The organism is Barnesiella viscericola DSM 18177 (genome assembly GCF_000512915.1).
GTDB classification, from domain to species: domain Bacteria; phylum Bacteroidota; class Bacteroidia; order Bacteroidales; family Barnesiellaceae; genus Barnesiella; species Barnesiella viscericola.
In genome coordinates this window covers 1,373,190-1,393,555 of record NZ_CP007034.1, presented here as the reverse complement: position 1 = coordinate 1,393,555, position 20,366 = coordinate 1,373,190, and the positions used below count along the sequence as shown (strand labels likewise).

Annotated in this window: 17 protein-coding genes; 9 read left to right on the top strand and 8 right to left on the bottom strand. The window is 56.0% G+C overall.

The annotated features are described in order from the left end of the window. The first annotated feature begins 3 nt into the window (after nt 1-3). The 3 genes from BARVI_RS05525 to BARVI_RS13155 all read left to right on the top strand — a co-directional run bounded on the left by BARVI_RS05525 (nt 4) and on the right by BARVI_RS13155 (nt 4,187). Nucleotides 4-621, top strand: coding sequence for a hypothetical protein (locus tag BARVI_RS05525; RefSeq protein WP_025278281.1), 618 nt, complete (start codon nt 4-6; stop codon nt 619-621). A 250-nt stretch (nt 622-871) separates the two neighbouring features. Then, nucleotides 872-2,524 carry a diphosphate--fructose-6-phosphate 1-phosphotransferase gene (locus BARVI_RS05520; RefSeq protein WP_025278280.1) on the top strand — a complete coding sequence of 551 codons (1,653 nt, stop codon included), beginning with the start codon at nt 872-874 and terminating at the stop codon, nt 2,522-2,524. 469 nt (nt 2,525-2,993) lie between these two features. Then, complete coding sequence (locus BARVI_RS13155; RefSeq protein WP_198015996.1) at nt 2,994-4,187, top strand: leucine-rich repeat domain-containing protein; 1,194 nt, start codon at nt 2,994-2,996, stop codon at nt 4,185-4,187. A 991-nt stretch (nt 4,188-5,178) separates the two neighbouring features. On the opposite strand, the gene BARVI_RS05505 is transcribed toward BARVI_RS13155, so the two are convergent. The 5 genes from BARVI_RS05505 to BARVI_RS05485 form a co-directional block, all read right to left on the bottom strand. After that, on the bottom strand, nt 5,179-7,680 hold the full coding sequence (locus BARVI_RS05505) for a glycoside hydrolase family 2 TIM barrel-domain containing protein (protein ID WP_025278278.1): 2,502 nt from the start codon (nt 7,678-7,680) through the stop codon (nt 5,179-5,181). 111 nt (nt 7,681-7,791) lie between these two features. Continuing rightward, nucleotides 7,792-8,310: an FHA domain-containing protein gene (locus BARVI_RS05500; RefSeq protein WP_025278277.1), complete on the bottom strand. Its 519-nt coding sequence runs from the start codon at nt 8,308-8,310 to the stop codon at nt 7,792-7,794. 12 nt (nt 8,311-8,322) lie between these two features. Then, the gene (gene meaB / locus BARVI_RS05495; protein ID WP_025278276.1) at nt 8,323-9,420 is read right to left on the bottom strand and encodes a methylmalonyl Co-A mutase-associated GTPase MeaB; all 1,098 of its coding nucleotides are present in this window, start codon (nt 9,418-9,420) and stop codon (nt 8,323-8,325) included. Between the two features lie 21 nt (nt 9,421-9,441). Then, a complete protein-coding gene (locus BARVI_RS05490; RefSeq protein ID WP_025278275.1) occupies nt 9,442-10,512 on the bottom strand; it encodes a DUF1573 domain-containing protein in 1,071 nt (356 codons plus the stop codon). 2 nt (nt 10,513-10,514) lie between these two features. Next, the gene (locus tag BARVI_RS05485) at nt 10,515-10,901 is read right to left on the bottom strand and encodes a DUF1573 domain-containing protein (RefSeq protein ID WP_025278274.1); all 387 of its coding nucleotides are present in this window, start codon (nt 10,899-10,901) and stop codon (nt 10,515-10,517) included. 71 nt (nt 10,902-10,972) lie between these two features. On the opposite strand from BARVI_RS05485, the gene BARVI_RS05480 reads away from it, so the two are divergent. From BARVI_RS05480 to BARVI_RS05460, 5 genes are all read left to right on the top strand, one after another. Next, nucleotides 10,973-12,961 carry a MutS family DNA mismatch repair protein gene (locus BARVI_RS05480; RefSeq protein ID WP_051401092.1) on the top strand — a complete coding sequence of 663 codons (1,989 nt, stop codon included), beginning with the start codon at nt 10,973-10,975 and terminating at the stop codon, nt 12,959-12,961. Between the two features lie 157 nt (nt 12,962-13,118). Then, complete coding sequence (locus BARVI_RS05475) at nt 13,119-13,820, top strand: iron-sulfur cluster assembly scaffold protein (RefSeq protein ID WP_025278272.1); 702 nt, start codon at nt 13,119-13,121, stop codon at nt 13,818-13,820. An 18-nt stretch (nt 13,821-13,838) separates the two neighbouring features. Continuing rightward, nucleotides 13,839-14,849: a GGGtGRT protein gene (locus BARVI_RS05470; protein ID WP_025278271.1), complete on the top strand. Its 1,011-nt coding sequence runs from the start codon at nt 13,839-13,841 to the stop codon at nt 14,847-14,849. Nucleotides 14,850-15,137: 288 nt separating this feature from the next. Then, on the top strand, nt 15,138-15,623 hold the full coding sequence (locus BARVI_RS05465) for a ferritin (protein ID WP_025278270.1): 486 nt from the start codon (nt 15,138-15,140) through the stop codon (nt 15,621-15,623). 116 nt (nt 15,624-15,739) lie between these two features. Then, complete coding sequence (locus BARVI_RS05460; RefSeq protein WP_025278269.1) at nt 15,740-15,946, top strand: hypothetical protein; 207 nt, start codon at nt 15,740-15,742, stop codon at nt 15,944-15,946. An 85-nt stretch (nt 15,947-16,031) separates the two neighbouring features. On the opposite strand, the gene BARVI_RS05455 is transcribed toward BARVI_RS05460, so the two are convergent. Genes BARVI_RS05455 through BARVI_RS05445 form a run of 3 tightly spaced genes read right to left on the bottom strand, consistent with a single transcriptional unit; the run spans nt 16,032 to nt 19,498 of the window. Continuing rightward, nucleotides 16,032-17,354, bottom strand: coding sequence for a M16 family metallopeptidase (locus BARVI_RS05455; protein WP_025278268.1), 1,323 nt, complete (start codon nt 17,352-17,354; stop codon nt 16,032-16,034). Next, nucleotides 17,351-18,094: a 3-deoxy-manno-octulosonate cytidylyltransferase gene (gene kdsB, locus BARVI_RS05450; RefSeq protein WP_025278267.1), complete on the bottom strand. Its 744-nt coding sequence runs from the start codon at nt 18,092-18,094 to the stop codon at nt 17,351-17,353. The genes BARVI_RS05455 and kdsB overlap by 4 nt, the downstream gene beginning before the upstream one ends. 39 nt (nt 18,095-18,133) lie before the next feature. Further along, entirely contained in the window at nt 18,134-19,498 is a 1,365-nt protein-coding gene (locus BARVI_RS05445; RefSeq protein WP_025278266.1) for an NfeD family protein, read from the bottom strand. Between the two features lie 286 nt (nt 19,499-19,784). On the opposite strand from BARVI_RS05445, the gene BARVI_RS05440 reads away from it, so the two are divergent. Further along, nucleotides 19,785-20,288, top strand: a complete 504-nt coding sequence (locus tag BARVI_RS05440; protein ID WP_025278265.1) for an RNA polymerase sigma factor — start codon at nt 19,785-19,787, stop codon at nt 20,286-20,288. Nucleotides 20,289-20,366: the final 78 nt, after the last annotated feature.

The window sequence follows — 20,366 nt, the reverse complement described above, 5'->3', positions numbered from 1 at the left end:
GCCATGCGGGTAAGTTTAGACGATTTGGTTCAACGGGTAAAGACGAACATGGAAGAGCTGACCGACGAAGGCTCCGTTACAGTGAAATCGGGTATCAATATCGAGACCTATATCCAGAACAAGATGGCCGATGCCGTGCTTGCCGTGTGGGTGTCGACCCCCCTATCGGAGCTGCCCCAGAACGACTGCGCTTCTGATTTGGAACCTGAGCGGCGGTCCGATGGGAGCGGAAGGGTCACTTTGCCCGAAGATGTGTGGCGCATGACCGAATTCTGTATGGAAGGGTGGCGTCAGCCTGTGACCACGTTTATCGACCGCACCTCGCCGCTGTATGAGTTGCAATTCAATCCCTACACGCGGGGAGGTTCAGTCAATCCGGTGTGTGTCTTGTCGGACGAGGAGGGAGTCAAGTATCTCGATTACTACTCGTTGCCGTTGCGCGTCGAGGAGCATCAGGTGAAAACGGCTCGTTATGTGCCCTATCCCCGCTTGCGATATAACGGCTATGAAATGAGCGATGCGCTGGTCCCTGTCGTCTGTTCTACCTGTGCGGCCCTCGTGTTTGAGATATTGGGGCAACCCGATAGAGCCGCATCGATGCTGCGAGGCGTGGTCCGATAGGATAGAGCCGAAGTGTTCATCGCAAGGATAACCGAAGCACTTGGCTCTCTTTATGCAACCAGCCCCGGGGTGGTGAACCCCGGGGCTGGTTTTTGGGTTGCCACTTTTTTCGCCACCCGACAGTGAGTGGGGCTGTGACCCGGCTGTCGTGGGAATTTAATACCCTGCCGTTTGGCTCTTTGAAAAAAAAATACGAACTTTGCCCACACGAAAAAGTTATCATCAACATACATAAACAAAAGAGTTTACAATGAAGAAAAGTGCACTTCAAACTGCTCGTGCTTCGTATCAGCCCAAGCTGCCCGAAGCCATTAAGAACGGCGTAACCATCGTCGAGGGCAAAGCCACGCAATCGGTGGCCGACCAGGAGGCTATCGCCAAGTTGTTCCCCAATACCTACGGCATGCCCGTGCTCCGTTTTGAAGCAGCCCCCAAGAAAGAGTATCCCGCCATCAACGTGGGCGTAATCCTCTCGGGTGGTCAGGCTCCCGGTGGACACAACGTAATTTCGGGTCTCTTCGACGGACTCAAAGCCATGAACAAGGATAGCCGCCTCTTCGGTTTCCTGCTGGGCCCGGGCGGACTCATCGACCATAAATACATGGAACTTACCGCCGATATCATCGACGACTACCGCAACACGGGTGGTTTCGACATCATCGGTTCGGGCCGCACCAAACTCGAAACGAAAGAACAGTTCGACAGCGGTCTCGAAATCATCAAGGAGTTGGGCATCAAGGCCGTGGTTATCATCGGTGGCGACGACTCCAACACCAACGCCTGCGTGCTGGCCGAATACTACAAACAGATCGGTGCCGGCGTACAGGTAATCGGTTGCCCCAAGACCATCGACGGCGACTTGAAGAACGAGATGATCGAGTGCTCCTTCGGTTTCGATACCGCCTGCAAGGTATACTCCGAGGTAATCGGTAATATCCAACGCGACTGCAACTCGGCCAAGAAATACTGGCACTTCATCAAGTTGATGGGACGTTCGGCTTCGCACATCGCTCTTGAATGCGCCTTGCAGACACAACCCAACATCTGCCTGATTTCCGAAGAGGTTGAGGCCAAGCAGATGACCCTCGACGACATCGTCAACAACATTGCCAATATCGTAGCCGCCCGTGCCGCCAAAGGCTTCAACTTCGGTACCGTGCTGATTCCCGAAGGCCTCATCGAGTTCATTCCCGCCATGAAGCGACTCATCGCCGAACTCAACGACTACCTGGCCGAGAACGGTTCCGAGTTTGCCATGATCAAGAAATCGGAGCAGAGAAACTACATCATCAAACACCTCTCGCCCGAAAACTCGGCCATCTATGCCAGCCTGCCCGAAGGTGTAGCCCGTCAGCTCACGCTCGACCGCGACCCCCACGGAAACGTACAGGTATCGCTCATCGAGACCGAGAAACTGCTGGGCGAAATGGTAGGACGTCGCCTGGCCGAGATGAAAGCCGAAGGCAAATACGACGGCAAGTTCGCTACCCAGTACCACTTCTTCGGATATGAAGGCCGTTGCGCCGACCCCTCCAACTTCGATGCCGACTACTGCTACTCGCTGGGTTACACCGCATCGTTGCTCGTAGGCGAAGGCCGCACCGGTTACATGTCGTCGGTACGCAACACCACCAAACCGGCCAGCGAATGGATTGCCGGCGGTGTGCCTGTGACCATGATGATGAACATGGAGCGTCGTCACGGCGAGATGAAACCCGTGATCCAAAAAGCCCTCGTTCACCTCGACGGTGCCCCCTTCAAGTACTTTGCTGCACATCGCGACGAGTGGGCTATGAACACCTGCTACGTATACCCCGGTCCTATCCAATACTTTGGCCCCACCGAGGTTTGCGACCAGCCCACCAAGACCTTGAAGCTGGAGCAAGACGGTTCGATTGACTAATCGATTCAGGAAAAGGGCATTATGCCCGTTATAATAAACTAACCAAAAAATCCGCACTTGCGGCTTGCAAAATCCCCCGACCCGGAGCGTTCCGGGTCGGGGGTATTTTTTTAGGTTCCGCAGGCGTGGCGGCCTCACTCGTTCCGCATCGCGTTGCGGTATCCCGGGAATAGCGACAGGAATCATTTGCATTTTATTGCGGAAGAATGAAAAAAGCACGCCCGGTTGATCTGGTTTAGCAATTTATACCTTAATTTTGCGAAATAATTCTATAAAAGCGTATTACTCGATTCAAGAGGGTAAAATGTTCCCTACGCTTTTGTTTTTTATAACGTCTACCCCAGGGGGGCAGGGAGACAGAAAATATGATGCTATGAAATCTTATTTACCAGTGTGGCTTTTGGTGATAGCCCTTTTGTGCGGAGTTACTCGGGCTGAAGCCTTTGAAGTAGATGGAATCTATTACGATTTGAACAATGAGGGGGCTGTGGTTATTCGGGGCGATACCCCCTATTCGGGCGATGTGGTTATTCCGGCTTCAATCAACTATTTGGGCGATGTCTTTCCTGTGACGAGTATCGGTTACGCGGCTTTCTCGGGTTGTACAGGTTTGACCTCCATCACGCTACCCGAGTCGGTCACGAGTATCGGTTACGCGGCTTTCTCGGGTTGTACAGGTTTGACCTCCATCACGCTACCCGAGTCGGTCACGAGTATCGGAAAATCGGCATTTTCTTCTTGCAGAGGTTTAACCTCAATCTCAATTCCCAATTCGGTCACGAGTATTGGCGATTGGGCATTTTATGATTGCAGGGGTTTGACCTCGATGACGATACCCGAATCGGTAGAGATTATTGGGAATAATGCTTTTTATGAATGCACGGGCTTGACCACAATCACGCTACCTGAGTCGTTGACGAGTATCGGAGGGGGGGCTTTCTGTCTGTGTAGTAATTTGACTTCAATCACGCTACCCGAGTCGTTAACGAGTATTGGTGAGAGTGCTTTCTCTTGGTGTAGTGGTTTGACCACAATCACGCTACCCGAGTCGTTAACGAGTATCGGTTACGCGGCTTTTCGTAGTTGCAGTGGCCTAACCACAGTCACGCTACCCGAGTCGTTAACGAGTATTGGTGAGAGTGCTTTCTCTTGGTGTAGTGGTTTGACCACAATCACGCTACCCGAGTCGTTAACGAGTATTGGTGAGAGTGCTTTCTCTTGGTGTAGTGGTTTGACCTCAATCACAATTCCTGAGTTGGTAACGGGTATCGGTGATTATGCCTTTGCTAACTGCAACCAATTGGAGTCGGTAACGGTGCATGCCGTAACACCGCCCGAAATTGGGCCGAATACCTTCGGCAACTATGGAATACTTTATGTACCGGCCGGTTGTAAAGAGGCTTATCAAGCCGCTGAGTATTGGCGCTATTTCATGAATATCCAGGAGATGGAAAGTAGTGTAGAGACAGTTCTTGATAGTGGGGCGTGCATCTATGTGGAGAATCATACCCTGCATGTGGAGAATGTCGATGGGGACTATCGGGTCTATACGGCCACGGGGCAGCTGGTCTATGCAGGTCACGCCGCTACCGTGCAGCTTGCCGATGCAGGAGTCTATGTGGTGCGCACGAGCAGCCGTTCGCAAAAGGTGATCGTGAAGTAAATTTTCACGAGATTGATTTTTCCCTTTCGGGTGTGGGCGACAGGTGTTTATCACCTGTCGCCTTTTTGTCATACCGCGCTTGATGCTGTATTCAAGAATACCCGGGCTTGCTGTTTGGTATATTCTTCAGCCTACACGTTTTATCGAGCCGCTGGACCCCGCATCGCCGTGCGGGGTGACGGGGCGTGTCATACCGCACTTGATGCGGTATCCAGGAAATACCCGGGTGTAATGCCGGGAGATGTTCATTCTTCTCAGCAGCGAGAAGAACGAACCAAGAAGCGCCGCCGCGGTTATCGGGCTTTGTCGCTCGGCGGCTGGCACCGCCCTCGGGGGCTGCGGAACTCGCTGTGCTCAGACACTCTTCGCCCTTATCCTCGGCTGGCTGGCCTCCTCCCGGCCCGATAAAGGAGGAGGAACGCTGTACGCGTCGTTTTGGTCATTCCGCGCTACGACGCGGTATCCAGAAATCTCTGGGCTTGCTTTTTACCCGGTGTCCTTTTCAGCCTACACGTTTTATCGTGCCGCTGGACCCCGCATCGGGGTGCGGGGTGACGGGTTGTGTCATACCGTGCTGCGACGTGGAGGCTCAGTCATTCCGCGCTGCGACGCGGAATCCAGGGAATACCCGGGTGATGTTCATTCTTCTCAGCAGCGAGAAGAACGAACCAAGAAGCGCCGCCGCTGTTATCGGGCTTTGTCGCTCGGCGGCTGGCACCGCCCTCGGGGGCTGCGGAACTCGCTGCGCTCAGACACTCTTCGCCCTTATCCTCGGCTGGCTGGCCTCCTCCCGGCCCGATAAAGGCGGAAGGGGAACGCTGCACGCGTCGTTTCGGTCATTCCGCGCTACGATGCGGTATCCAGGCGAAGAAAATACGCGACATGGTCTTGAAAATCCAGCAGGCGGGGAGGGGGGATAAAAAGACACCACCCCGGCGCTCGGGTGAGGCCGGGGTGGTGCAGTGTGCGTGGCGGGTGCCGCGTGTGGGTGTTATTTGCTCTCGATGACGAGGGTAGCTTTCTTCAACCCTTTGGCGGTAGCTTCGAGGGTGATCTTGCCCGGCTCTTCGGTCGAGGCGACGATGGCGGTCATCATGCCCGAGAATACCTTCATGCGGGGCTCCTGGAACGATTCGAGCGAGGTGGGGTCGCCGTTGGCGCCGGCGCGGTAGTAGCCTTTGCCTTTCACCTTGAACGAAATCTGGTTCGAGGCGTTGGGGCAGAGGTTGCCCTCTTTGTCGACCACCTTGACGGTGATGAACGAGAGGTCGCGGCCGTCGGCAGCGATGGTTGAGCGGTCGGCCGTGAGTTCGATGCGGTAGGGTTTGCCGGCCGTCTTCATCTCCTTCTCGGCCACGGCGTTACCCTGCTCGTCGTAGGCCACCACCTTGACGGTGCCCGGCTCGTAGCGGGTATCCATCCACATGAGGCGGTAGCGCTGTTGACGCTTGAACTGGGCGGTCGAGAGCGAGTCGCCGCTGTTGTGAACGGTCACCGAGAGGTCTTTGGTGCGTTTGCCCTGGCTCTTGCCGTTGATGAAGAGTTCGGCCGTGGGGTAGTTGGTGTAGACAAAGATGGGGGTTACCTCGCCTTCGCGGCCTTCCCAGTTCCAGTGAGGCAGGATATGCAGCGTTTCGGCCTCGGGGTTCCAGTGGCTGCGGTAGAGGTAGTAGCGGTCTTTGGGGATACCGGCCAGGTCGATGATACCGAAGAGCGACGAGTGGCTGGGCCAATCGGAGTAGTAGGGGGTGGGCTCACCCAGGTAGTCGAATCCGGTCCACACGAACTCGCCCATGCAGTAGGCCAGGTCGTCGTGCTGGATAAAGTCGTCCTCGGGCAGGTTGGACCAGCCGCAGTGTTCCACGTCGTAGGACGAGTTCTGGTGGTCGGGATATTTGGGCATGGAGCGACGCTCTACGGGGAATTTGTAGACGCCGCGCGAACTGATGGTCGAGACTGTCTCGCTGCCCAGAATGATGCCCTGGGGCAGTTTCTTCTGACTCTCGATGTATTTGAAGGGGCGGTAGTTGAAGCCCGGCACGTCGAGCACGGCAGCCATGTTGTTGTTGACTACGGCATCGGGGGCGTCCATACCCTGGGTAACGGGACGGGTGGGGTCCTCGCGGTGGCAGATGTTTTGCAGCCACAGGGTGAGCTTGGGTCCCTGGTCGCCCGACCACTGGTCGGGTACCTCGTTGCCGATGCACCACATCACCACGCTGGGGTTGTTGCGATAGTGGCGCACAAGGTTGACGATGTCCTTCTCGGCCCATTCGTTAAAGACGAGGTGGTAGCCGTTCTGTACCTTGGCCGTGGCCCACTCGTCGAACGACTCGGCCATCACCATCATACCCATCTCGTCGCAGAGGCGTACCAGCTCGGGAGCCGGCATGTTGTGCGAGGTGCGAATGGCGTTGCAGCCCATCTCTTTGAGCATGCGTATCTGGCGGCGGATACCGGCCTCGTTGACGATACCGCCCAACGGACCCAGGTCGTGGTGGTTGCAAACACCTTTGAATTTCAATGGTTTGCCGTTCAGGAAGAAGCCTTCGCCCTGGCGTACCTCGACGGTGCGGATACCGAAGGTGGTGGTATATTCGTCTTTCAGTTCGTTGCCTTCATAGACCTTCGACACCGAGGTGTAGAGGTTGGGTGTCTCGGGGGTCCACACGGCGGGTTGCTCCACGACAAACTCCTGGTTGAAGGTGTTGTGGTCGAAGTTGCTGCCGCGCATGCGGTCGGTGGTGATGGTCTTGCCGCTGGGGTCGACGATGGAGGTCTCGATGACATAGTCGCTCATCGATTTCCCCTCGGGCATCTCCCACGAGGTACTCTGCGTCACCTTGGCATAGCGGTCGTTGAGGTCGGTGGTGATGATTTGCGTACCCCACACCGGCACGTGAGCCTCGTCGGTCACCACCAGATGGACGTTGCGGTAGAGACCGGCTCCGGGATACCAGCGCGAGCTCTCGGTAAAGTTTTCGAGCCGCACGGCCAGCAGGTTGCTTTCGCCCGGGCGCAGGTAGGGGGTGGCATCGACAAAGAAGGTGTTGTAGCCGTTGGGCCAGTAGCAGGCCTCCTGCCCGTTGATGTAGACGCGGGCGTGGCTCATGGCTCCGTCGAAAATCAAGGTGTATTTCTTCCCTTCGATCGATTGGGGTACCTCGAACGAGCGGCGGTACCAGCCGGTACCTACGAAGGGCAGACCGCCTGTGCGGCCGGCATGCTCCATGGCCTCTTTCTGTCCGTCCTGAACGATGGCCGTGTTATGTTTGTCGTTGTTGATACTGAACGGACCGTAGATGGCCCAGTCGTGCGGAATGCGTACCGACTGCCATTGCGAGTCGTCGCATTGCGTGTCTTTGAACTGTGTGTTGTCTTCGCGGGTAAATTTCCACCCTTTTTCCAGCAGGGTTTCGGTGCGTACCTGTGTTTGAGCCGACAGCCCGAGGGGCAGGGCCAACAGCACCAGCAGTGAGAGTTGTTTGATCATATGAATGGTTTTAGTGTGTTTCGGGTAAGGGATTGGGTTGTTTTTCATGAATCTGTGTCGTGTGTTTATGTTAGGATATGGGCGAGGATCGATACCCACCTCGCTACGGGGTTATTCGAAATAGTCGTCCTCCTCTTCGCCGGGAATGTGGACGATGAAGGTGGCGGCCCCTATCGACACTACGTCGCCGTCGTGGAGCAGGGCCCGCTCGCGGTCGCCCAGCAGCGTGTTGCGCAGGAAGGTGCCGGTGAGGCTGGGGTTGTCGCGCAGGGTGAGTTGCGGCCGGCCCCCCTTCTCCTTGACGTGGATAATGCAGTGGCGGCGGTCCATACTCATGTCGCTTGTCTCGATGGCGATGTCGACCTCGGTCCCCTTCGAGGCCCGCCCGATGAGGTTGTCGCCCGGGTGCAGGGGGAACTCCTGCCGGTAGCCGAAGGCATTCTCGAGCACGGTGATGTAGCCGTGCGAGGCGTCTATATCACCCCCCTCGGTCGCCTCGATTTCATCGAGACTCATGACGAAGCGTTTGCGGCACCCCGGGCAGATGAACGAGATGTGGCACGAGCCGTCGTAGCGCGATTCGTCGAAGGTGAACTCTTTGCCACATTTGGGACATACGACCTGTTTCATAACGGACTGCGGTTATTTTATGTGGTTGAAATAGTAGTCGAGCACATCTTTGGCCGCCATGAACGAGCTCTGCTCGTTGTTGAGCACGCGGGCCTGTTTCTCTTCGAGCATCTTCTCGATTTGCGGGTTGCGGTAGAAGTGGTCGCGCAGCTGCTCGTTGATGGTCTCGAACATCCAGTACTTGGCCTGTTCCTGACGCTTGTAGTCGAAGTATCCGTTTTTCTTGACAAAGGCCACGTAGTTGTCGATCATCTCCCACACCTCGGCGATGCCTATCTCGTAGTAGCCCGAGTAGGTGAGCACCTGAGGCGTCCACCCCGATGGCGTGGGGGGGAAGAGGTGCAGGGCGTTGCGGAACTGGGCCTGGGCCAGTTTGGCCTTCTCGATGTTGCTGCCGTCGGCCTTGTTGATGACGATACCGTCGGCCATCTCCATGATACCCCGTTTGATACCTTGCAGCTCGTCGCCGGTACCGGCCAGCTGAATGAGCAGGAAGAAATCGACCATCGAGTGGACGGCCGTCTCCGACTGGCCCACACCCACGGTCTCGACAAAGATGTTGTTGTAGCCGGCCGCCTCGCACAGCACGATGGTCTCGCGGGTCTTGCGGGCCACGCCGCCCAGCGAGCCTGCCGAGGGGGAAGGCCGGATAAAGGCGTTGGGGTGAATGGCCAGTTTCTCCATGCGCGTCTTGTCGCCCAGGATACTTCCTTTGGAACGTTCGCTGCTGGGGTCGATGGCCAGCACGGCCAGTTTGCCGCCCCGTTTGAGCACGTGAAGGCCAAAGGCGTCGATCGAGGTACTCTTGCCCGCACCCGGTACGCCGGTGATACCCACCCGCACCGAGTCGCACGCATGAGGCAGACATTTCTCGATAACCTCCTGGGCGATGGCCTGGTGTTCATACCGGCTGCTCTCGACCAGCGTGACGGCCTGGCTCAGAATGCTCGTGTCGCCTTTGACGATACCTTCGACATATTCGGCTGCTGTGAACGTACGGCGGTGAGCCGTGCGCATCTTTTTCAAGTAGGGGTTGACGGTAGGCGGTTGCTCGATACCTTTGTTGACGGCAAGGCCGGCATATTGTGCGTCGTTTTCGGGGTGCTCCATAATCTTGTATCCATTAAAAAGTTATTCAAAAGAACCTAATACCCGTATGGGTACCGACGGTTGGTTGGGGTCGTCGGAGATAATCATGACCCGGCAATTCAGCAGATTGGTACGGGCCAGCGAGGGATCCACCTCGATAATCAGCTCGGCCGATTTGCCGGGATTGATCGTGTGGCGTTTCAGTTTCGTTTTCAAGGGGCGATTCTCGTTCGTCACCTTGTGCAGGGTCAGTTTCGACTTGCCGCTGTTGGTAATCGTCACCGTCTGTTTGCAATTCTTGTTTCCTTTGATGATGCCGAAATCGACCACATCGGTCGAGAGTGTCAGGTGCCCGGCCTGTTGCCGCTGTTCGGGAGTCCAGGTCGAGAAGTCGTCGAGCAGGTTGGCCGATACGGTGATGGTGTTGAACTCGCTCCCCTTCTCGTGCTCGAATCCCACCGAGAACTCGTCGCGGCGGAAGCCCCAGTCGTCGACGGCGTCGGGGTCGTAGTGAATCTTGATGATACCCTCCTCGTCGGGGTGAAGTATCGACGGAATCATTTCGACCAGGATATGCGACGGCACATGCTTGAAGATGGGGATAAGTTCCGTCTTACCCTCGTTGCGCACGACCAGTTGCCCGGTGCGCAGATGCCCTTTGGGCGTATCGAACAGCGGTATGTGCAGGCTGCGCAGCGACAGGTCGCCTATGTGGTAGGGGTTGGCATGACGGCGCGATTTCGAGCCGATGACAATGCCCTTGATGCGCAGGGTCTCGCGGTCGACCGAGGCATTGGTCGTGACATAAACCGGTTTGGAAAAGCGGCCGGGACGGCCTTTGGGGTTATAGGTCACCTTGATTTCACCCGAATCGTTGGGAGCGATGGGTTCCCGGGTGTATTGCGAGGCGGTGCAGCCGCAGGTCGTTCGCACGTTGGTGACCATGAGCGGCTCGTTGCCCTGGTTGACAAACTTGAAAATGTGGGTCACCGGGCCGGTCTCCTCCTCGAAGGTGCCGAAATCGTGCTCTTTCGAGTCGAAAACGATTTTGGGTTGAGCCCAGGCGACAGCCAGCCATGTACCGAAAAGAATAGTCAAAATGGAACGTTTCATAACTACTGTTTTTTAGGTACAACAACCCCCTCGACAATAAGTTTTACGGGCGACTTGCCGGCGCTTGTGTAGACCTTGATCTCTTTGCGGAAAGCTCCCGGTCGGCCCTTGGGGTCGAACGTCACGTTGATGATTCCCTTCTTGCCCGGGGCAATGGGCTCCCGGGAATATTTCGAGGCGGTACAGCCGCACATGCTGCGCGTGTCGATGATAATGAGCGCGCCTTTCCCGGTGTTGGTAAATTCAAAGTCATGGGCTACGACACCCTTCGACTCCTCGATGTAGCCGAAGTCGTAACGGGTAGCTTCGAACGCAATCTTACCCTTGCTCCCGGCAAAAAGCGACAGGGAGACCAGTAGCATCAGCAGCAGGCTCAACTGTTTTTTCATCTTCGTATGGTTTTATCTACTCCTTGCAAATGTAGGGAATTTACCTGGAATAATCTAATAAAAGGTGCAGATTGAAGAGCCGCATCGGTACCGGCAATCTGCTCCCGCAGGCCGAGAACCGTTATGCCGAGCTGATTGCCGGGCTGCCGAATGAAAATAGCAGCGACCGCAGGAAGGCTGTTCGCCGAATATTTTTTATCTTCGCAGGTCGTGGGAATGACATTTTTTCCCTTGCTCGAAGACTTATGGAAGAGATACAACGTGATTATCGCTCCCGCCTCGAAACCCATGCGCGGGAAGCGGCCCGGATCAAGGGGCGTATACGGCTCATTGCATTACTCCGCCTGGTGGTTTTTGTGGCTGCCGTGGCGGCGGTCTATCTGCTGCGCGGGGCCGGTAGTGGGGCGTGGGGCTCGGCCGCATTGGTCGGTATCGTCCTTTTCCTGGGCCTGGCCCGGGTACACGACCGCTGGTTCCGCCGGAAAGAGTTCGTCGATTGCCGCGAGCGGGTCATTCGTCGGGAACTCGCTCTGCTCGACTATCGTTTCGACGGCATCGACGGCGGCGACGAGTTTGTCGACCCCACGCACGATTACAGTTTCGACCTCGACCTCTTCGGTCCTAAATCGCTCTTTGCCTATCTTAATCGCAGCGCCACGGCGGCCGGGCGGTGGGCTTTGGCCCAAGCCATGCAGCACCCGCGTCTCGATGCCGATGCGATTCGTCGGCAGCAGGAGGCGGTGGAGGAGTTGAGCAGCCGCACCGACCTGCTCGTCGATTTTCAGGCCTGGGGAGCCTCTTCGGGCGAGTGTGCCGATGATGCCCGCTTGCTGGGACAGCTGGCCCAAATGCCCCGCTTCGGGAATTCGCGGCCGGTGCGTATCGTGATAGCTGCCCTGCCTGCTCTTTACCTCGTGCTGATAGCCCTGTGGCTGGGCGGACTCCTGGCCGGTAGCGTGGTGGTGTGGCTGTTTGTCGCCCTGCTTGCGGTAGCCGGCATTCAGGCCAAGCGGGTAACCCGCATTCAGGAACAACTCAACGCGGCCCTGACCTCCCTCTCGCACTACGCCCGTCTGTTCGAGGCGGTGGAGCAGAACCGGTTCGAGAGCGAGCGGCTGGTCTGCTTGCAACGCGAGTGTGTCGACGACCATGGCTCGGTTTCGCAACGGGTGGCCCGGTTGCGACGTCTGCTCGCCAACCTCGACCAACGCTGTAATTTTGTGGGCTTTACCCTCCTCAACGGATTCCTGTTGTGGGACCTGCGCCAACTCAATGCCCTGGACCGCTGGCTCGACGAGAACCGGGACCGGTTGCCCCGTTGGCTCGATGTGCTGGCGCAGTTCGACGTGTGCTGTTCACTGGCCGCCTTCCGACACAACCACCCCCGTTATGTATTCCCCCGTATCGTCCTCGACAGCCGGCCCGTGATGCAGGCCGAGGCTCTGGGGCACCCCCTCATTCCCCGCGACCGCTGCGTGTGCAACGACGTGGCTCCCATGAGCGAAGGGACCTTCCAGGTCATCACTGGGGCCAACATGGCCGGCAAGAGCACCTACCTGCGCACGATAGGGGTCAACTACCTGCTCGCCTGCATGGGGGCTCCCGTCTGTGCCCGCAGCATGACCTTCACCCCGCTGCCTCTCTTCACCGGCTTGCGGGCCAGCGACTCGCTGGCCGACAACGAGTCTTACTTCTTTGCCGAGCTCAAACGGCTGCAACAGATTGTCGAGCGGCTGCGCAGCGGCGAGAAACTCTTTGTCATACTCGATGAAATCTTGCGGGGTACCAACTCGGTCGACAAGCAGATCGGCTCGCTGGCTTTGGTGCGGCAGCTGGTCGAGGCGGGTGCCGCCGGTATCATCGCCACCCACGACCTGGCGTTGGGGCAGCTGGCCGAGAAGTTGCCCGGGCAGATAAGCAACTACCGCTTCGAAGCTACCATCGAGGGCGACGAACTCACCTTCACCTATCGCCTGCAACCCGGCATAGCCCAAAACATGAACGCCTGTTTCCTGATGAAAAAGATGGGCATCATACCCGCCGATACCCCTGCACGGTAGCTGCGACATTGCTTGCAGGACAGTCGTGGCCGGAATGAGTTACACGCTTTTTTTACGCATTTGTAACCGGTTAACTCTTGCTTGCATGAAGAAAAAAAACTATCTTTGCATCGCTGAAAAGAGCATAAAAATACTCATCAAATAAAAAGAGCGAATTATGGTTTATTCACACGAAGTAGAACACATGTGTGTTGTAAAGAAAGGTCCTAATCACGGACCGGCTCCTATCCCCGAAGAGGGAAAATGGGTGAAAGCAAAAGAAGTGATTGATATTTCGGGCCTGACCCATGGTATCGGTTGGTGCGCTCCTCAACAAGGTGCCTGCAAACTGACGTTGAATGTAAAGAACGGTGTTATCCAAGAAGCTCTGGTAGAGACTATCGGTTGCTCGGGTATGACTCACTCGGCCGCCATGGCTTCGGAGATCCTCCCCGGTAAGACCATCTTGGAAGCCTTGAATACCGACCTCGTTTGCGATGCCATCAACACGGCCATGCGCGAACTCTTCCTGCAAATCGTTTACGGTCGTACCCAGTCGGCCTTCTCGGAAGGCGGTCTGATGATCGGTGCCGGTCTCGAAGACCTCGGTAAAGGATTGCGCAGCCAGGTAGGTACGCTGTACGGAACATTGGCCAAAGGTCCCCGTTACCTCGAAATGACCGAAGGTTACATCAAGACGCTGGCTCTCGACGAGAACGACGAAATCATCGGTTACGAATTTGTTCACATGGGCAAATTCATGGAAGAGGTGAAAAAAGGAACCGACGCCAACGAGGCTCTCAAAAAGGTAACCGGTACCTATGGTCGTTTCACCAAAGAGGCCGGTGCAGTGAAATATATAGATCCCCGTAACGAATAAAATAAGGAGGAAGAGACTATGATTAGAGAAGTGAAATTTGAAAGCCAAGACCGTCGTATCAAGCAAATTCTTGCTGCCTTGAACGCCAACGGAATCAAAGATATTGAAGAGGCCAACGCCATCTGCGAATCTTACGGACTCGATCCTTATAAAACTTGCGAGGAGACACAACCCATCTGCTTCGAGAACGCCAAGTGGGCCTATGTAGTAGGTGCCGCCATCGCCTTGAAGAAAGGTTGCAAAAACGCTGCCGACGCTGCCGAAGCCATCGGTATCGGTCTGCAATCGTTCTGTATCCCCGGTTCGGTAGCCGACGACCGTAAAGTAGGTCTCGGTCACGGTAACCTCGCTGCCCGTCTGCTCCGCGAAGAGACCAAATGCTTCGCCTTCCTGGCCGGTCACGAGTCGTTTGCCGCTGCCGAAGGTGCCATCAAAATTGCCGCCAAAGCCGACAAAGTACGTAAAGAGCCCCTGCTCTGTATCCTCAATGGTCTGGGCAAAGACGCCGCACAAATCATCTCGCGTATCAACGGTTTCACCTACGTACAGACTCAATTCGACTACTATACGGGCGAATTGAAAGTAGTTCGTGAAATTCCCTACTCCAAGGGCGAACGCGCCAAAGTAAAATGCTATGGCGCCGACGACGTACGCGAAGGTGTAGCCATCATGTGGCACGAAGGCGTAGACGTATCGATCACGGGTAACTCGACGAACCCCACGCGTTTCCAACACCCCGTAGCCGGTACGTATAAGAAAGAGTGCGTAGAGAGAGGCAAGAAATACTTCTCTGTGGCATCGGGTGGTGGTACGGGCCGTACCCTGCACCCCGACAACATGGCTGCCGGTCCCGCCTCTTACGGTATGACCGACACGATGGGTCGTATGCACAGCGACGCTCAGTTCGCCGGTTCTTCATCGGTACCTGCCCACGTAGAGATGATGGGCTTCCTCGGTATCGGTAACAACCCCATGGTAGGTTGCACCGTAGCTTGCGCCGTGGACGTAGCTACCGCCCTGAACAAGTAATCGATAGCACACTGTCGATATAACAAAGCCTCGTGACTCGCAGGAGTCGCGGGGTTTTTTGTTTGAACCCGGTTGTGAAGAATACTCGGGCGGGGGCTGCCAAAATGTCCATGCCGGGAATCGGACAAGATTGCGCCAGTGGCGAAAATACGGCATGAAAATGGGGCGGTGCTATTCCCGGATACTGACAGTGAGGCATGGTGGTCGCCCGGTTGGAGGGTGGTACAATTTTTGTAGTACTCTCTGTGGTTTTGAAAACTGAATATTAAACTTAAAAAATATAGCATTATGATCTCACAGAAATTACAAGAAGCCATTAACGTACAGATTACGGCCGAGATGTGGTCGTCAAACCTTTATCTGTCGATGTCGTTCTATTTCAAGAAATTGGGATATGACGGATTTGCCAATTGGATGCGTAAACAATCGCAGGAAGAGTTGCAACACGCTTATGACTTGGCCGACTATATGACTAAACGTGGCGGTGTAGCCAAAGTGGACAAAATCGATGTCGTTCCTCAGGAATGGGAGAACGTGCTCGATGCCTTTGAGAATGTATACCAACACGAGTGCCATGTGTCGTCGCTGATCGATGAATTGGTCAATGTGGCTTCGGCCGAGAAGGATAAAGCTACTCAGGATTTCCTCTGGGGCTATGTCCGCGAACAAGTTGAGGAAGAGGCTACTGCCTTGAATATCGTTGAAAAACTGAAACGTTGCAAAGACGAATCGGGTGTTCTCTTCCTGGACGACAAACTGGGCGAAAGAGAATAATCGGCCATGGGGCGAAGTTGCCCCTTTGCCTTGTTGTGATTGAATAGTATAATACCCCGATAGAAACATGGTTCCTGTCGGGGTATTTTTTTTATTTCTTCAAAAGATGACGAATCATGAGAAAGTTGCTTTGTCCGCAATGCAAGGTGCCGACCCTGTATGTGAAGAATGCGCAGGGCGAACGGCGGTCGGTCTATGTAACGGACGACTATCGGGTGGTGCCTCGTAACGAGGGGGAGAGCCTCGAAGGGTTCGACCTCGACACGGTCTATTGTATGGGCTGCTCGTGGAGCGGCTCGCCTCGCCGGTTGGTGCTGCGGTAGCGCCGGCAAGGTGTGGGTGCTTCAAAAAAAATACGGTTCTGCCGATAGGTGCAGAGCCGTATTTTTTTATGGGTTGACGGTTGGGCTATCGGGGCAATGACAACTCGGGAATCTTCTCGCGGTCGCCGGCGACAGCCAGGTAGAAGCGGTCGGGTATGAGGTACCGGCGGGCGGCGGCAAGCAGGTCGTCGGCCGTGAGTTGTCGCAGCGCCTCGTCCTGTCGGGCAAAGTAGTCGACGGTCAGGCTGTTGGCCATGAGCGACAGGTAGTAGTCGGCGATGGAGAAGGGCGAGTCGAGGGTGCGAGCCATCTCGCCGCGCAGGTAGTTCTTGACCACCGTGAGTTCGTCGGCAGGGATAGCCTCGTTTCGCAGGCGTGCTATCTCGGCAAACACCTCGTCGATGAGGGGCCGGGTGAACTCGGTTCCCGTTTGGGTCGAGATAACCAGATAGCTGCCGTATCGCATGGCGGCGATGGTCGAGGCGATGCCGTAGGTATAGCCCTTCTCTTCGCGAATGTTCGACATGAGGCGGCTGCCGAAGTATCCGCCCAGTGTTGCGCAGAGCAGTTTGAGGGCAAAGAAGTCGGGGTGGTCGCGGTTGATGACCGGCAATCCGATGCGTATGCCCGATTGCAGGGCGTGCTCTTTGTGGGTGACGACGATGTGCTGTTCGGACGGTTGCACCGGGTAGAGCGGGGTGGCTTGCGGCTCCCTGGCCGGTACTTGCCACGATGGGCCGAAGTGGCGTTCGAGGTTGTCGAGCAGGCGGTCGGTTATCTTGCCGGCGATGAAGATGCGGCAGTCGTCGGGACGTATGTGCCGACGGTGATAGGCTGCCAGCTCGGCTGGTGTGAGAACGGCGAGATGCGCCGGGGTAGTGGTGCGGCCGTAGGGGTGATTTTCGCCGAACAGCATCGAGAGGAAGGTGTTGCCCGCCAGCACGTCGACCTTCTCGTTCTGCACGAGCAGTTGCTGTATGCGGCGCTCCTTCACCCGGTCGAACTCGGGCTGCGGAAAGTCGGGGCGGGCAACGATGTCGGCCAGCAGCGACACGCAGGTGTCGAGGTGTCGGTTGAGGGTATAGAGGGTCACATAAAGGTAGTGGCTCGATGCCGAGGTTTGCAGCCAGGCCCCGTGGTAGTCGAGGGCCTCGGCTATCGTCTCGGAACTCTTCCCGGCAGCTCCCTCTTTGAGCATGAGCAGGGTGAGCGCCGCCGTTCCCGGCAGCGTCTCGGCATAGTAGCCGCCGTCGAACATGAGGTCGATGCGGCACACCTCTTCGTCGCCCTGGTTGCAGGCAATTACCTCGATTCCGTTGGTGTGGCGGTAGCGGTCGGGCCGGGGCAGCGACAGCGGGGGGAATGCCCCCACGGGCGGTGGCGTGATGCGGTCGAGCGTCTGGGTCATGGCAGTAACGAGATGGCTTTTTGCAAATCGGCGGGGGTATCGATACCGATGGTCTCCTGCGTGGTGATGCCCACCTTGACGGTGTAGCCGTTTTGCAGCCAGCGCAGCTGTTCGAGCGACTCGGCCAGTTCGAGCGACGACTGGGGCAGGCGGGTAATCTCGCCCAGCACGTCGGCCCGGTATCCATACATGCCTATGTGTTTGTAGTAAACGTGTCGCGAGAGCCATTGTTCAGGCTCCACGCCGCGCAGATAGGGAATAATCGAGCGGCTGAAATAGAGTGCCTCGTGCCGTTCGTTCATCACCACTTTGGGCGAGTTGGGATTGGCCAGCGCTTCGTAACCCTCGGTCGCCTCGAAGGGGCGCACGAGGGTGGCAATCTGAGTCTGAGGTGAGTCGAAGCAGGCGATGAGGCTCTCGATTTGCTCGGGTTTGATGAAGGGTTCGTCGCCCTGGATATTGATGACTACCTCTTCGCCGCCTCCCAGGTTGGTATAGGCCTCGAAGCAGCGGTCGGTCCCGCTGCGGTGACGGTCGGAGGTCATCACCACCTGTCCGCCGAATGACTGCACGGCGTTGAAGATGCGCTCGTCGTCGGTGGCGACACACACGCGGTCGAGCACTTTGCAGGCCTGTTCGTAGACTCGCTGGATCATGTATTTCCCTTTCATGTCGGCCAGCGGTTTCCCGGGGAATCGGGTCGAAGCGTAGCGGGCCGGAATGATACCGATGAATTTCATATCGACAGTTGTTTTATAGCGTTTTTTTATCTTTCTCTCTTATTTCACCTCGACCACATAGAGTTGGGCATTCTCATATTTGACCACTCGCACCTGAGCTCCCCGCTCGATGTAGCCGTGCAGGGCCATGGCGTCGAACTGGGTGCCGTCGATGACCACTTTGCCGGCGGGGCGCAGAATGGTAGCCGCCTGCCCCGTCTGGCCGATGAGTTGTTGCAGCTCGGGCGGTACGCCTATGTAGCCCGCCTCCTTATCTTGGGCCGAGTGCAGGGCCAATCGGCCGATGGGTCCTTTGCTGGTGAGCTTCTTGAAGAAGACGAGCAGCAATACCGCATAGATGATGATGCCCGAGACGACGGTAATCAGCCCCTTGCCAATCTCGGCCGAAGGGACGAAATCGAAATTGAAGTTGACGTTTCCCAGCAATGCCAGCACGAGGGCGGCGAGTATGAGTATGAAGCCCGAGATGCCGGCAATGCCGAAGCCCGGGATAACGAATATCTCGAAGATGAGCAGAATGACTCCCACGACAAAGATGAGAATCTCCCAGTTGGCCGCCAGCCCGTCGATGTAGAGCGGGGCGAAATAGAGTACGGCGGCCGTGCAGGCAACAGCTGTGGGCAGCCCGATACCCGGAGTCTTCAACTCCATGAATATGCCGCCGAAGATGAGGGTAACCAGCAGGGCCTGCAAGGCGGGATTGGTGAGGAACCCGGCAATCTCGTCGAAGAGCGAGGGCTCGAACTGTTGCAGCGTATAGTGGTCGTAGTGCAGTTGTCGGGTCACGATTTCGTCGACATTCTCGACCACCGCTTCGCAATAGCGATGGGCCACGGCTTCGCTGGCTGTGAGCGTGAGCACCTTGCCCGAGTCGCACAGGTGAGGCACCACGATGCGCTCGTCGACCATGGCCTCGGCAATGAGCGGGTCGCGACGCCAGCGGCCGGTCGAGTCCTTGCCGTGAGCCTCGGCCGTGGCCCGCATGGTGGCTCGCATGTACGACTGGTATTTGTCGGGCATGGCTGCCCCCGTCTCGTTGACCACCGTGGCGGCACCCATGCTGGCGCTGCTGCGCATGTAGATGCTGTCACAGGCGATGGCGATGAGGGCTCCCGCCGAGGCGGCGTTGTTGTCGACAAAGGCATAGACCGGTAGCGGCGCGTTGAGTATGGCCGTGCGCATGGAGTCGGCGTGAACCACCGTTCCTCCGTAGGTATTTAGCCTGAGAATGACGGCTTTGGCTCCCTGCTGTTGCGCTCGGTGCAGCCCGGTGCGCAGGTACCGCCAGGTAGTGCTTCCTATCTCCTTGTCTATATCTATCTGATAGATAGTGTCTTGTGCGTTTGCGGCACAAAGGCAGAAAAATAAAAGGATAAAAAAGAGCGGTTTACGAAACTTTTTCATGTACCCAAGTGTTTATTGTCAGGAAACAAAAATTAAAAGAGATAAGAAACATGTTACAAAGTAAATAAAAAATAACAAGACCCGATATTATTGTGTTGTATTTTGCGAAAAGAGAATCTTTTTGAGCTTTCCAGAAAAACAGATGTCGATTCTGGGGACTTTGAGGATATGGGAATTTCAGATAGTAGTAGTTTGATAGTAGATTTTCGATGAATTTTCGTAATACAAAGTAGTAGTATAACGAGTAAACAGGAATTACAAAAATCATCAGACGAATTATCAAAATATGAGCTCTCTAAAATTTCAAGACAGGTTGCTCGACTTGCAAGACAACCTGTTGAACTTCGCCTATATGCTCACCGCCAATCGGGAGGAGGCGAAAGACCTACTTCAAGATACGACTCTGAAAGCACTCGATAACGAAGATAAATACATCGACAACGTCAATTTCAAGGGCTGGGTCTTTACCATCATGCGCAATATCTTTATCAACAACTACCGACGCGTGGTGCGCAACCAGACCATCATCGACCAGACCGAGGACCTGTATCACCTGAATCTGCCGCAGGACTCGGGCTTCACCTCGCCCGAGGGGTCGTATACCGTGAAAGAGATTACCAAGGCCATCAACAGTTTCGGCGAGGAGTATCGCGTCCCTTTTGCCATGCACGTGGCGGGGTACAAGTATCACGAGATAGCCGAGAAGATGGATTTGCCGCTGGGAACGGTCAAGAGTCGCATCTTTTTTGCGCGCCAGCGGTTGCAGGAGATTTTGAAAGACTATAAATAATCTGCCAAACCTATTGTTATGGGTCAATCGCGGTGCGGGACGTCCGCGATGCAACGCTCCGACTTCCTTTCCCCGGGT

Excerpts from the sequence above, each read along its gene's own strand:
- BARVI_RS05500 (WP_025278277.1), bottom strand. The coding sequence starts at position 8,310 with ATGAAACAGGTCGTATGTCCCAAATGTGGCAAAGAGTTCACCTTCGAC.
- kdsB (WP_025278267.1), bottom strand. The coding sequence starts at position 18,094 with ATGAAATTCATCGGTATCATTCCGGCCCGCTACGCTTCGACCCGATTC.
- BARVI_RS05485 (WP_025278274.1), bottom strand. The coding sequence starts at position 10,901 with ATGAAAAAACAGTTGAGCCTGCTGCTGATGCTACTGGTCTCCCTGTCG.
- BARVI_RS05490 (WP_025278275.1), bottom strand. The coding sequence starts at position 10,512 with ATGAAACGTTCCATTTTGACTATTCTTTTCGGTACATGGCTGGCTGTC.
- BARVI_RS05475 (WP_025278272.1), top strand. The coding sequence starts at position 13,119 with ATGGTTTATTCACACGAAGTAGAACACATGTGTGTTGTAAAGAAAGGT.
- BARVI_RS05525 (WP_025278281.1), top strand. The coding sequence starts at position 4 with ATGCGGGTAAGTTTAGACGATTTGGTTCAACGGGTAAAGACGAACATG.
- BARVI_RS05460 (WP_025278269.1), top strand. The coding sequence starts at position 15,740 with ATGAGAAAGTTGCTTTGTCCGCAATGCAAGGTGCCGACCCTGTATGTG.
- meaB (WP_025278276.1), bottom strand. The coding sequence starts at position 9,420 with ATGGAGCACCCCGAAAACGACGCACAATATGCCGGCCTTGCCGTCAAC.
- BARVI_RS05470 (WP_025278271.1), top strand. The coding sequence starts at position 13,839 with ATGATTAGAGAAGTGAAATTTGAAAGCCAAGACCGTCGTATCAAGCAA.
- BARVI_RS05455 (WP_025278268.1), bottom strand. The coding sequence starts at position 17,354 with ATGACCCAGACGCTCGACCGCATCACGCCACCGCCCGTGGGGGCATTC.
- BARVI_RS05465 (WP_025278270.1), top strand. The coding sequence starts at position 15,138 with ATGATCTCACAGAAATTACAAGAAGCCATTAACGTACAGATTACGGCC.
- BARVI_RS05520 (WP_025278280.1), top strand. The coding sequence starts at position 872 with ATGAAGAAAAGTGCACTTCAAACTGCTCGTGCTTCGTATCAGCCCAAG.
- BARVI_RS05445 (WP_025278266.1), bottom strand. The coding sequence starts at position 19,498 with ATGAAAAAGTTTCGTAAACCGCTCTTTTTTATCCTTTTATTTTTCTGC.
- BARVI_RS05505 (WP_025278278.1), bottom strand. The coding sequence starts at position 7,680 with ATGATCAAACAACTCTCACTGCTGGTGCTGTTGGCCCTGCCCCTCGGG.
- BARVI_RS05440 (WP_025278265.1), top strand. The coding sequence starts at position 19,785 with ATGAGCTCTCTAAAATTTCAAGACAGGTTGCTCGACTTGCAAGACAAC.